Source organism: Caballeronia sp. KNU42, from assembly GCF_053760385.1.
In genome coordinates, this window is sequence record NZ_CM132390.1 from 492,459 (window position 1) to 504,279 (window position 11,821).

The window sequence follows — 11,821 nt, forward strand, 5'->3', positions numbered from 1 at the left end:
GCCCTAAAGTGAAAACCGGACCTCGGCGGCCAGCCCCTTGCCGCCGGGGCCGTCATCGAAGCTGATGCTTGCGCGGTGCGCCCGCACGATCTCACGCACGATCGCAAGACCCAGCCCGCTGCCCTCTTCCACCGATGCCCTGAAGAACGGCTCGAACACGCGATCGCGGACATCGGCTGGAATGCCGGGACCGTCATCGGTGACCGCAAGCACGATCGTCTTCTCGCGCCGCTCGATCGACAACGTTACGTGACCTGACGCGGGCGTGTATCGAATCGCGTTGTCCACCAGGTTGAAGACCAGCACCGACAATAAGCGCGCGTTCCCCAGCAGGAAAGCGTCGTCGGCGAGTTGCGCGGCCAGCTCGATTCCGCGACGTTGCGCGAGCAGCGCCAGCTCTTCGATTACCGTTGTCGCGACCTCTCGCAAATCGACACGCTCGCCTTCGAAGTGGCTGTAATCGGCGGTCTCGGCTTGCGCAAGCAACAGCAACTGGTTGGTCAGCGACACCAGCGCCCCATTGCTCTTGTGCATGGCCGATAAGGTCTCTTTGACGGTCGCAAGATCGTCGTGGCGTCGCGCGTATTGCAGTTGCGCACCGAGCAGCGTCAGCGGCGTTCTCAACTGATGCGCGGCATGCGAAATGAAACGCCGCTGCATCGCGGTCTGCCGTTCAATCCTCGCAATGCAATGGTTGATCGCATCGACGATAGGCCGCAACTCGCTCTGAAGATGCTCCGAGCGCAGCGGCACGAGTTCGTTGGGCGCGCGGTCGCGCACGTCATTGGTCAGCGCCATCAGGTGGCGCAACTCGAACGTCAGGCCGACGCACACCAGCACGATTGCGATCGCAATGATCTCCGCGAAATGCAGCAGTTGCGGCCGCCATAAGTCGGTCGCCAATGCGTCGCGCTCCAGTTCCGTGCGGCCCACCGAAACGAGGATGCGCTTGCTTTCGCCGGAGTCGTACATCGGCCGGATGATGGAGACCGCCCGCACCGGCTGACCGTCTATCTCGGTGTCATACCAGCCGGGTGAACTGGCAGGCTCGACTTGCTCAAGATCCGACGTGCCCGCAATCACCGGACCGTCGATCACGCGGATACGAAAAAACACCCTGTCGCCATAGGGCGAGCTCAGGATCTCGATAGCGCTTGGGGAAATATCCGCGTGCAGGAAACTGTCGTCCCATTTGACGTCGCCGGCCATCACGCGGGCGGACGCAAGGAGCGCATTGTCCTGGATCAGGCTTGCAGTTTTCTGCGCACCTTCACGGGCCATGTAGCCCGCTGCGAGCACATAGACCGTCAACGGCAGCAGCAACCACAGCAGAAGCCGCAGACGCAGGCTATTCGTCATCGCTGCTGGCTTGCAACAGATAACCCAGGCCACGAAGCGTAATGATGGTGGCGGTGCTTTTCTCGAGCTTCTTGCGAAGCCGCGAGACGTAGATCTCGATGGCGTCTTCGCTCGTGTGGGTAGTCGAGCTGCCAAGAGAATCGGCCAGCATCGGCTTGGAGACGGTCTTCTTGGCCTTGAGGATCAAGGTCTCGAGCACGGCATGCTCTCTGGGCGTCAGGCTCAGCACGTCGCCTGCTACCGAGAATTGCCGCCGGTCGATATCGTAGGAAAGATCGCCGCAGCGCGTGCTGTTCGAGCGCGAGGGCAATTGTCGCCGCACCAGCACCTTGACCCGCGCGACCAGCTCGCGCGCATCGAACGGCTTGACGACGTAGTCGTCCGCGCCGGCGCTCAGGCAAATCACCTTTTCATCCACTGAGCCGCTTGCGGTCAGGATGAGCACGGGCGTGTCGTCGCCCCGCTCTCTTAAGCGCCGCAGCACGCCCTTGCCGGACAGGTTGGGCAGGTTGAGATCGAGCAGCACGACGTCATAACGCGTGGTGCGCAGGAAGCGGTCAGCCGCGTCGCCGTCGCTGACGCGATCGAGCACAAAACCATCGTCTTCCAGAATCTTAGCGAGCCAATGAGCCAGTTCCTCATTGTCCTCGACCAGCAGTAGCTTCATCACGTTCACCGCGTTATGCATGGGCATTGTCCGCCAGCCCGGCATGCGCGTGATTCAAACGAGCCTCACGCCACGCCGGGCCACGGCCCTCAGGCGAAGTGTATCTCGCTCGGGGCGTGGCCATGCGTTCAGCGCCGCCCGTCACGCGGTCTTGTATTGAGCGCGCGCTTGCGTGGATCGATACAGAATGAGCGTCGCGATCAGCCCGCAGACCGCGGCAACGGACATCCACGCGCCCGGCGCCGCCTTGTTGCCGGTTGCGTGAATCAGGTACGTGGAGATGGCAGGCGTGAATCCGCCGATGGTCGTCGCCAGGCTATATGCCAGCGAGAAACCCGTTGTACGCACTTCGACCGGCATGACTTCGGTAAGCGCCACGACCATCGCGCCGTTATAACAACCGTACAGGAACGAGAGCCACAATTCGACGCCAAGCAAGCGCAGGAACGACGGATCCGCGACCAGCCACTGCACAGCCGGATACGCCGTGAGGATGGTCAGGATCGTGAAGAACAGCAGCACCGGGCGACGACCGACGCGATCGGACAACGCACCCGAGAGCGGCAGCCACACAAGATTCGACAAGCCGACGAACACCGTCACCACCAGCGCGTCAATCGATGAAAGCTTGAGCACTTCCTTGCCGAAGGTCGGTGTATAGGCCGTGATCATGTAGAACGACACCGTGGTCATGATGACCATGCCCATGCCTGCAAGCACGACACCCCAGTTCGAAAGCATCGACTTCATGATCTCGCCCATGTTCGGACGATGTTTGCGTGCGAGGAACTCTTCGGTTTCCTGCAGCGAACGGCGAATGATGAACAGGAACGGCACGATCAGACAGCCGATGATGAACGGCACGCGCCATCCCCACGACGTCATCTGATCAGGCGGCAAGATGCGGCTCATGCCCACGCCGATCAGCGCAGCAAACACCACGGCTACTTGCTGGCTGCCCGATTGCCACGAGCAATAAAAGCCCTTGTTGCCCTTGGTCGCGATCTCGGAGAGATACACCGAGACGCCGCCAAGTTCCACGCCGGCCGAGAAGCCCTGCAGCAGGCGCCCAAGCAACACGATGATCGGAGCCAGCACACCGATTGTCGCGTACCCCGGAATCACCGCGACCAGCAAGGTGCCGATCGCCATCAAGCCCAGCGTAAGGATCAGGCCCTTGCGTCGTCCGTGATGATCGATGTACGCGCCAAGCACGATGGCGCCGATCGGACGCATCAGGAAGCCGGCGCCGAACACGGATAACGCGAGCATCAGCGACGCGAATTCGTTACCGCTCGGGAAGTAGGTCTTGGCGATGGCCGAGGCGTAATAGCCATAGACCATGAAGTCGTACATTTCGAGGAAATTGCCGCTGACAACCCGAAATACAGACTTGAATTTCGAGTCATTAGGAGACGTAGCGTGTGAGGACATGAACTTGGCCTTCTCAAAGTATGCGGTGTGCCGGCGCACGTTGGCGACAGCAGTCACAGCATTCGACAACAATTAACAACGACCGCCACGACTGCGACGGACGCATTGATGGTACTTATCCAATCATCAATACCGACTTGCCCACCTGGCGCCGTGCCTCAAGCTCGGCATGCGCCTCTTCAACCTGATCGAACTTGTAACGAGCGCTGATGGCAATGGTCAGCGAGCCATCGGAGAGTGCGGCGAACACATCGTCCGCTCGACGCTGCACGGTTTGCGCGTCGGCGAGATGATCGGCCAGCCGCGGACGCGTCAGGAACAACGAACCGCTTTCGCCCAGTTCAATGGGATCGAGATCGTTCAATGAACCCGACACCGATCCATAGTTGACGACCAGTCCCCGCACACGCGTGGAGCGAAAACTATCGCGCAGCGTTGTGCGGCCGACCGCGTCATACACCACATCCACGCCACGGCCGCCGGTCATTTCGCGCACGTGGTCAGCGAAACGGCCATCGTCGTACAGCATCACGTGATCCGCACCGAGCTTGCGGGCGATGTCCGCTTTCTGCTCACTGCTGCTGGTGGCGAACACTGTCGCGCCTCGACGCTTGGCAAGCTGCACCAGCAACTGGCCGATACCGCCGGACGCCGCATGGATCAGGCACGTCGTACCAGCGCCCACATGGCCGACATCATCGATCAGATAGTGAGCAGTCGATCCCTGGAAGATCGCCGCAGCCGCGAGGTCATAAGAAATCGAGTCCGGGATCCGCGCCAGCCTCGCCGCCGGCACAACCGCATATTCAGCGTAAGCACCCCAGGAAATACACCACGCGACCCGCTCACCCAGTTCGAACGACGTCACACCTGCGCCGGTTTTAACCACATCGCCGGAACCTTCCATGCCAAGCGTGCAGGGAATTCTCACGGGGTATGTGCGCGACACCTTGTATTTCCCCTGGCGCGTGTGGATATCCATGAAGTTGATGCCTGCGCATCGGACCCTGACCAGCACCTCACCGTATCCCGGCTGAGGAACTTCGATATCCTGACGAATCAGGACTTCGGGTCCGCCATACTGTTCTATGCGTATCGCTTTCATGGCATCGCTTCGAATGGAGGAAAATGGATCGCCAGCTTCACTTTATTTCGCACCGAGTTGCACGCGGTCCACGAACTCGTTCGTGTAGGTCCTCGACAGATCGATATGCCGCGGATCGATCGACGAGTTCGCCAGCGTGAGCACCTTCAGCACGGCCGCGGGCGTCCCGTCCGGCATCCGGCCGTCTTTCGTAAACATTGGTATGGAGGACTTCAGCGCGCTGATATAAAGCGCCTTGCCTTGGCCCGGTCCATAAAAATCGCTTGGCACCTTGGCCGTTATCTCTTCGGCGCTATGGCTCGCAATGAACGCCAGCGAGCGCACCATCGCGCGCACGAGCTTCTGCGCTTCATCACGATGCGTATTGACCCAGCTTCGCTGAGCGTAGAAACACGGGCCCGCATACGGGCCACCTAAGGCCGCCACCGTGCCTGCCGCGCTGCGCATGTCCACCAGCACTTTCGCATCGCCGCTGGCCAGCAGCCGGCTGGCGACCGGCTCTTCGATCATGCCGGCGTCGATACGGCCCTGATCCATGGCCGAAATGAAGCTGTCGTCGGAACCCACCGGCAACACCGAGTATTCCTTTGGCGTCAACCCGGCGCGCGCCGCAAGGTAGTGGGTCAGGAAGTTCGTCGACGAACCCAGTCCCGTCACGCCCAGCGTCTTGCCTTTCGCGTCGGCCATGGTGTTGAAACCCGCCGCCGATTTCTTCGAGACCAGCTCGATCAACCCCGCGCTCTTGCTGAACACGACCAGCGCCTCGACATCCTTGCCGCGGCTCTGCAGGTCAATGGTGTGATCGTAGAAACCGACCGCACCCTGGATCGCACCGGCGAGCAGTTCGGTCGCGGTATCGACGCCGGCCGGCTGGGACAGGATCTCGAATTCGAGTCCTTCGTCCTTGAAATAGCCGAGTTGCGACGCAAGGATCAAAGGCAGATAGACGATCTTGGACGTGCCTCCCGCCATCAGCGTCAGTTTTTCCGCCCGGGCAGGCGACGCGGCGCACAAGAGCGCGGCCAGCGTGCAAGCGAGCGTGAAAAGGCGCGGGGGGAACTGCATCGTGAAACGTCTCCTTCTATCCGTGGCAATCCGGCATCTTGTTCTAATGTGGCGCAAGTATAAGAAGGCAAAGCCTTCTGTCAGCTTTCTGCCCGGGTGGAAAAAGATTGGCGTTTACCCTTGGCGAGTAGGAATTGCGCCTGTTCGTTGGCCGCGCCCAAACGACTGCGCGCTCTGACCCGTGAGGGAAAGAGCGCGCACGATGCCCGGATTTTGTTACGAGGGCTTACCAGGCGGCGATCACCGCACCCGCGTATTTCGCCTCAATGAACTGCTTCACTTCCGGCGAGTGATAGGCGGCCACGAGTTTCGCCACCCACGGCTTGTCCTTGTCCACGGCACGAATCGCGATGATGTTCGAGTACGGACCATTCGGGTCTTCAATCGCGATCGCGTCCTGCTTCGGCTTCAACCCGGCTTCCATGGCGAAGTTCGTGTTGATCGCGGCGGCGTCCACGTCCGCTAGCGAGCGCGGGATTTGCGCGGCGTCGAGTTCGACGATCTTCAGCTTTCGCGGGTTATCGATAATGTCGAGCGGCGTCGCTTTCAAGCCCGCATCCGCACGCAACTTCAGCAACCCGTTCTTTTGCAGCAGCAACAGCGCCCGGCCGCCGTTGGTCGGATCGTTCGGCACCGCGATGCGCGCGCCCACCGGCAACTCCGCCAGCGACTTGAACTTCTTCGAATAGATGCCCATGGGGAACGTGACCGTATCGGCGATCTTGATCAGCTTATAGCCGCGGTCCTTCACCTGCGCGTCGAGATACGGTGTGTGCTGATAGCTGTTCGCGTCGAGATCGCCCGACGCCAGTGCCGCATTCGGCTGGATGTAGTCGGCGAACTCGACGATCTTGATGTTCAGGCCGTTCTTCGCGGCGACCTGCTTCACGACTTCCATGACCTGGGCGTGCGGACCGCCGGTCACGCCTACCTTGATGGTTTCATCGGCTTGCGCGACGTTGGCGAGCAATGCGGTTGCGCTGAACACAGCGGCCAGCTTGAGAATGATTCGACGTTGCATGGACTACCCTTAGAGCTTGATATAAAAATTAGGTGAGACTGCTTATTTATGGCTGAGTCGGCGCACTAGCCAGTCGCCGAACGACTGCACAAGCTGCACGAAGACGATCAGGATCACCACCACCGTCAGCATCACTTCCGGCAAAAACCGCTGATACCCGTAGCGAATGCCAAGGTCGCCCAGGCCACCGCCGCCGATTGCACCGGCCATTGCCGAATACCCCACCAGCGACACGAACGTGATAGTCAGGCCGGCAACCACGCCCGGCAAGGACTCCGGCAACAACACCTTGAACACGATCTGGCTCGTCGTCGCGCCCATTGCCTGCGCCGCTTCAATCAAGCCTCGATCGACCTCGCGCAGCGCGGTCTCCACCAGCCGCGCGATGAACGGCGCAGCCGCGATAGTCAGCGGCACGACCGCGGCCGCCGTCCCGATCGACGAGCCGACCACCAGCCGCGTGAACGGGATCACCGCGACGAGCAGAATGATAAACGGTGTCGAGCGCACTGCATTCACGACGCCGCCCATGACGCGGTTCAACGCGAGATTGCGCAACACGCCATCACGGTCGGTGAGATACAGCAGCACGCCAAGCGGCAGCCCCAAAGCCGCGCCGACCAGCCCGGAAATGCCCACCATCACGAGCGTTTCCCAGAACGACTGGACGAACATATCGAACATTTCACTCAACATGGGACATCTCCTCCACCACCACACCTTGTTCACGCAGATACGCAATGGCCTCGGCCACGTTCGCCGGCTTGCCTGCCGCGAGCACCGCCAGCGAGCCGAACGCCTGCCCCTGGATCTCGTCGATCTGGCCGTGCAGGATGTTGAAGTCGAGTTCGAAGCGGCGGATGGTTTCAGAGAGGATCGGCTGGTCGACGCCGGAGCCGGTGAACGCCAGCCGCAGCAAATGGCCGCTGCCGGTTTTCAAACGCTCGGCCACGCGCAACTTCAGCGCGGGCGGCAACTCGTGCGCGATCACGTCGCCAATCAACGCACGCGTCACTTCATGATGCGGTTGCATGAAGACATCGACCACATTGCCTTCCTCGACTACGCGGCCGGCATCGAGCACCGCGACGCGATCGCAGACCTGCTTGATCACGTCCATCTGGTGCGTGATGAGTACGATCGTCAGGCCGAGTTCCTTGTTGATCTTGCGCAGCAGATCGAGAATGGAGCGTGTGGTTTCGGGATCGAGCGCGGAGGTGGCTTCGTCGGAGAGCAGCACTTTGGGCTTGCTGGCAAGCGCCCGGGCGATCCCCACGCGCTGCTTCTGGCCGCCGCTGATTTGTGCGGGATAACGATCTTTTTGCGTGGTCAGCCCGACGAGTTCCAGCAGCGGCAACACGGTCGCCTCGATCTCGCCGCGCTTCATGCCGGCGAGTTCGAGCGGCAGCGCGACGTTGTCGAAGACTGTGCGCGACGATAGCAAATTGAAGTGCTGGAAGATCATGCCGATGTCACGGCGTGCCGTGCGCAATTGCGCGGCGGGCAGCGTGGTGAGGTCGCGGCCGTCCACGATCACGCTGCCTTCGCTTGGCCGCGTCAGCAGGTTGATGGTGCGCACCAGCGTACTTTTACCGGCGCCGCTGCGGCCGATGATGCCGAACACTTCGCCGGGCGGAATCGTCAAGTCGACGTTATGCAGCGCTTCGATCCAGCCTCGTGGGCCGGCAAAGCGTTGCGACAGATTTCGAATTTCGATCATGTAAACAAAAAAAGCGGCGGACTCCCCGTTGAGCGAGTTCGCTCGGGCAGCCGACCGCCGTTCATCCCTGGTTCGCGAGAGGCGAAAGTTTAACGTAACCCGCGTCGGGGCCTTAATAATCTATTGCGCAAGGCTAATTACTTCTCCGTATGTAGGGCGCGGGGCGGGGCCGTCGAGGGTGTCGGAGGGCTTCGAAATACGCAATGCTCATATCGATTCAAGCAAAGCTCGGTTCACTCGCGCAAAATCGATAGCTAAGATGACGGCATGATCGATGCTTCGGTATGTCGATACGCTGCGGCGTTCTGGCGTACGAACGCGGCTCCACTGCACTCCTGGGAGTATTTCGTTGAAAAGCTTTGAATTTCGCCGGCCGCTCGTGGTCGGGATTGGCGGCACGACCCGCGCGGCTTCATCGACTGAGCGTGCGCTTCGCATCGCCCTGAGCGGCGCCGAAGCCGAAGGTGCGCGCACGCGACTGTTCGGCGGCACGTTCCTGCACTCGCTCCCTCACTACGCGCCCGAACATGGCGAACGCACGGCGGAGCAGCTCGAACTGATCGAGGCGGTGCGCGAAGCGGACGCGGTCATCATTGCGACGCCGGGTTATCACGGCGGGGTTTCGGGGCTGGTCAAGAACGCGCTGGACACGCTGGAGGAGCTTAGCAACGACAAGCGTCCGTATCTTGATGGCCGGGGGGTGGGGTGCGTGGTCACGGCTTATGGCTGGCAAGGCGGTGGTGCTGTGCTTACGTCACTGCGCTCGATCGTGCATGCGCTGCGGGGATGGCCGACACCGTACGGCGCGGCGGTCAATTCGCTGGAAACGCGCTTCGAGACGATTGATTCCTGTTCGGATCCGAAAGTGGCGGAGCAGTTGGCGACAGTGGGGCGGCAGGCTGCGCAGTTTGCATTGGCGTTTAATGCGCGCGATGCAGTGGGTGAATTGGAGCTGCGTAGTGAGGGGGCTGTTGTTGGTGGTGGGCGGGGTTGATGCGGGGGTGCTAGGTTCCTGCGTCGGTGGTCGGGGTCAATGCCGGGTTGCTGCTTTCGGGGTTAGTGGTCTGCTTGCGTTGGCTCATTTCTTTATCACTATTAGCCACTGCGCGTGGCGGCGCGTCATTTCTTTGTCCAAAGCGACAAAGAAACGAAGCAAAGAAAGCGCTTTCAAAACGCGGGCCCATAAGTTGACCTAGCGTGCAGCCTCCACGTTTTTGGCACCCCAAAAGCACGGTGCTCGCAAGAGCGACGGATGTTTGAAACCCTCCTTCTCCGAACACCGATACCCACACGCTTCGCCACCAGTGACTGAACCTGCCCAAGGAACACCCCGCGCTATCCGCGGACAACCATCATAAAATAAGTTCGCATACCGAACCACATCGCCAACCCATCCGGAAACCAGGCCGCAGAAATTCGTAAGGCCATAACCGCGAAAGGGATCTGCGGGTCACGCAATCGGCCGACAAAAGCAAAGCTTCAAATATGCGACCGGCCGTGTAGCCCATTAAGATAATGGCGCAGACCAAGTAGCTAAATCATCAAATAATGAAACACGAAAAGCGCGTGATGCCGTTTGGGTTCCCTGGCAAGCGTGCTTGCCCGAGAGCGTACGGGGCGAAGCGTGTGCGTGTAAGAATTCGCGAGAAGGAGGGGTTCAAACATCCGTCGCTCTGGCGAGCACCGTGCTTTTGGGGTGCCAAAAATGCGGGAACTGCACGCTGGGTCAACTTACGAGCCCTCGTTTTGAAAGCGCTTTCTTTGCTTCGTTTCTTTGTCGCTTTGGACAAAGAAATGACGCGCCGCCACGCGCAGTGGCTAATAGTGATAAAGAAATGAGCTCACTCACGCAGACCACTAACCTCGAAAGCAGCAACCCGGCAACAATCCCGACCGCTAACGCTTGAACCCGGCACCAACCCCACCCCAACCCCCGCCCACCGCCGCGAGCTACTTCTTAAACGGTAATTCAGGAGTAAAAACAAACGGATCGAGCGCATACCCCGTATGGAAATAGCCGCTGCAAGCACACGTCGCGATGCGTTCGAGGTCATACGGCTCACGCGCCGCCTCGTGCGGCTGACTAGCGGCCACCGTACGCCGCTCACGCCAATGCCGCAGCACTTCACTGCCCCAGTTTCTAAAAATGGCTCTCGGTTCAGACATCGCAGTTCTCCTTGCATGCACCCCGGTACGGGCTACCCCTAACTACAAGGTAGGTCAAACTGAAACGTACGGAAACCATCTTTTATTCATTTGCATATCTGATGATGAATAGAAAACCTGTCAATTCCTATTAAGCCAGCGCTTCACGGGGTCTCATCAAGGGTCCTTCATAAACGACCCACGTCCGGTGTGTAAAGCAAAGTCCAATCGCTTCGTTGCCGCGCCCGCGCACGGATGCTTCAATTTATTGCCGCTGCGTTTTTCGCCCGCCCAGCACGCGCATCCCGATACACGACGACCAACAACAACACCCGACGCTATCCAACGATTCCCCAAGGAGCATCCGATGACCCTCATCGCCACGCCTGCCGTTGCCGCCGAACCCTCGAGCACACTGGAACTCGACGTCCATCCAGTGGGCGGCCGGATCGGCGCCGAAATCCGGGGCGTGCGCCTCGGTCCGGATCTCGCCGACTCGACCATCGCGGCCATCAACGCCACGCTGCTGCAACATAAGGTGATCTTCTTTCGCGGCCAGTCGCACCTGGACGACGCCGCCCAGGAAGCGTTCGCCAGCCGCTTCGGCGAAACCGTCGCGCATCCGACCGTGCCATCGGTTGCCGGCAGCAATCGTCTGCTCGAACTCGACTCGAAGGACGGCAGGCGCGCCAATTCATGGCATACGGACGTGACCTTCGTCGAAGCGTATCCAAAGATCTCGATCCTGCGAGGCGTGGTGATTCCGCCCGCTGGCGGCGATACGGTCTGGGCCAACACTGCCGAGGCCTACAAGCGTCTGCCGGACCCGCTGCGCGCCCTGGCAGACTCACTGTGGGCCATTCATACGAATACCTACGACTACGCGGCGAACCGCAACGCACCCGCCACCGCCGCCGAGCAGGCGTATCGGGACCAGTTCATATCGACAGTCTATGAAACCGAACATCCGGTCGTGCACGTCCATCCGGAAACAGGCGAACGCAGCCTCGTGCTGGGGCATTTCGTGCAGCGCTTCGTCGGCTTGTCGCAGCGTGATTCAGATCGTCTGAAGGAGCTTTTCCACGACCACGTGACGCGCCTCGAAAACACTGTGCGCTGGCGCTGGACCCAGGGCGACGTGGCGATCTGGGATAACCGCTCGACCCAGCACTATGCGGTCGCCGACTACGACGAGAGCGCGCGCCGTGTGGTCCGGCGCGCGACGGTGCATGGCGACGTGCCCGTAGGTATCGACGGCAGGCGCAGCCGCGCATTGCGTGGTGCGCCTGCGCTGGACTGATCCTG

Annotated in this window: 11 protein-coding genes; 2 read left to right on the forward strand and 9 right to left on the reverse strand. The window is 60.6% G+C overall.

Going from position 1 to position 11,821, the window contains the following annotated elements; translation table 11 throughout:
* Positions 1-3 precede the first annotated feature (3 nt).
* From ACSOSP_RS33545 to ACSOSP_RS33580, 8 genes are all read right to left on the reverse strand, one after another.
* A complete protein-coding gene (locus ACSOSP_RS33545; protein WP_455314961.1) occupies positions 4-1,359 on the reverse strand; it encodes a sensor histidine kinase in 1,356 nt (451 codons plus the stop codon).
* The gene (locus ACSOSP_RS33550; protein WP_455315408.1) at positions 1,349-2,026 is read right to left on the reverse strand and encodes a response regulator; all 678 of its coding nucleotides are present in this window, start codon (positions 2,024-2,026) and stop codon (positions 1,349-1,351) included. The genes ACSOSP_RS33545 and ACSOSP_RS33550 overlap by 11 nt, the downstream gene beginning before the upstream one ends.
* 141 nt (positions 2,027-2,167) lie before the next feature.
* Positions 2,168-3,460 carry a tricarballylate/proton symporter TcuC gene (gene tcuC / locus ACSOSP_RS33555; RefSeq protein WP_455314962.1) on the reverse strand — a complete coding sequence of 431 codons (1,293 nt, stop codon included), beginning with the start codon at positions 3,458-3,460 and terminating at the stop codon, positions 2,168-2,170.
* A 115-nt stretch (positions 3,461-3,575) separates the two neighbouring features.
* Positions 3,576-4,565, reverse strand: coding sequence for a quinone oxidoreductase family protein (locus tag ACSOSP_RS33560; protein ID WP_455314963.1), 990 nt, complete (start codon positions 4,563-4,565; stop codon positions 3,576-3,578).
* Positions 4,566-4,607: 42 nt separating this feature from the next.
* On the reverse strand, positions 4,608-5,630 hold the full coding sequence (locus tag ACSOSP_RS33565) for an ABC transporter substrate-binding protein (RefSeq protein ID WP_455314964.1): 1,023 nt from the start codon (positions 5,628-5,630) through the stop codon (positions 4,608-4,610).
* 226 nt (positions 5,631-5,856) lie between these two features.
* Positions 5,857-6,651 carry a MetQ/NlpA family ABC transporter substrate-binding protein gene (locus ACSOSP_RS33570; RefSeq protein WP_455314965.1) on the reverse strand — a complete coding sequence of 265 codons (795 nt, stop codon included), beginning with the start codon at positions 6,649-6,651 and terminating at the stop codon, positions 5,857-5,859.
* A 42-nt stretch (positions 6,652-6,693) separates the two neighbouring features.
* Positions 6,694-7,347, reverse strand: coding sequence for a methionine ABC transporter permease (locus tag ACSOSP_RS33575; protein ID WP_031357285.1), 654 nt, complete (start codon positions 7,345-7,347; stop codon positions 6,694-6,696).
* The gene (locus ACSOSP_RS33580) at positions 7,337-8,371 is read right to left on the reverse strand and encodes a methionine ABC transporter ATP-binding protein (protein ID WP_455314966.1); all 1,035 of its coding nucleotides are present in this window, start codon (positions 8,369-8,371) and stop codon (positions 7,337-7,339) included. Before ACSOSP_RS33580 ends, ACSOSP_RS33575 begins: the two co-directional genes overlap by 11 nt.
* A gap of 349 nt (positions 8,372-8,720) precedes the next feature.
* Between ACSOSP_RS33580 and ACSOSP_RS33585 the strand changes: the two genes are divergently transcribed.
* On the forward strand, positions 8,721-9,365 hold the full coding sequence (locus tag ACSOSP_RS33585; RefSeq protein ID WP_455314967.1) for an NADPH-dependent FMN reductase: 645 nt from the start codon (positions 8,721-8,723) through the stop codon (positions 9,363-9,365).
* A gap of 956 nt (positions 9,366-10,321) precedes the next feature.
* Here ACSOSP_RS33585 and ACSOSP_RS33590 read toward each other — a convergent pair.
* Positions 10,322-10,537, reverse strand: a complete 216-nt coding sequence (locus ACSOSP_RS33590) for a hypothetical protein (protein WP_455314968.1) — start codon at positions 10,535-10,537, stop codon at positions 10,322-10,324.
* Between the two features lie 346 nt (positions 10,538-10,883).
* On the opposite strand from ACSOSP_RS33590, the gene ACSOSP_RS33595 reads away from it, so the two are divergent.
* Entirely contained in the window at positions 10,884-11,816 is a 933-nt protein-coding gene (locus ACSOSP_RS33595) for a TauD/TfdA dioxygenase family protein (RefSeq protein ID WP_455314969.1), read from the forward strand.
* Positions 11,817-11,821 lie beyond the last annotated feature (5 nt).

Excerpts from the sequence above, each read along its gene's own strand:
- ACSOSP_RS33570 (WP_455314965.1), bottom strand. The coding sequence starts at position 6,651 with ATGCAACGTCGAATCATTCTCAAGCTGGCCGCTGTGTTCAGCGCAACC.
- ACSOSP_RS33575 (WP_031357285.1), bottom strand. The coding sequence starts at position 7,347 with ATGTTGAGTGAAATGTTCGATATGTTCGTCCAGTCGTTCTGGGAAACG.
- ACSOSP_RS33545 (WP_455314961.1), bottom strand. The coding sequence starts at position 1,359 with ATGACGAATAGCCTGCGTCTGCGGCTTCTGCTGTGGTTGCTGCTGCCG.
- ACSOSP_RS33565 (WP_455314964.1), bottom strand. The coding sequence starts at position 5,630 with ATGCAGTTCCCCCCGCGCCTTTTCACGCTCGCTTGCACGCTGGCCGCG.
- ACSOSP_RS33580 (WP_455314966.1), bottom strand. The coding sequence starts at position 8,371 with ATGATCGAAATTCGAAATCTGTCGCAACGCTTTGCCGGCCCACGAGGC.
- ACSOSP_RS33590 (WP_455314968.1), bottom strand. The coding sequence starts at position 10,537 with ATGTCTGAACCGAGAGCCATTTTTAGAAACTGGGGCAGTGAAGTGCTG.
- ACSOSP_RS33595 (WP_455314969.1), top strand. The coding sequence starts at position 10,884 with ATGACCCTCATCGCCACGCCTGCCGTTGCCGCCGAACCCTCGAGCACA.
- ACSOSP_RS33550 (WP_455315408.1), bottom strand. The coding sequence starts at position 2,026 with ATGAAGCTACTGCTGGTCGAGGACAATGAGGAACTGGCTCATTGGCTC.
- tcuC (WP_455314962.1), bottom strand. The coding sequence starts at position 3,460 with ATGTCCTCACACGCTACGTCTCCTAATGACTCGAAATTCAAGTCTGTA.
- ACSOSP_RS33560 (WP_455314963.1), bottom strand. The coding sequence starts at position 4,565 with ATGAAAGCGATACGCATAGAACAGTATGGCGGACCCGAAGTCCTGATT.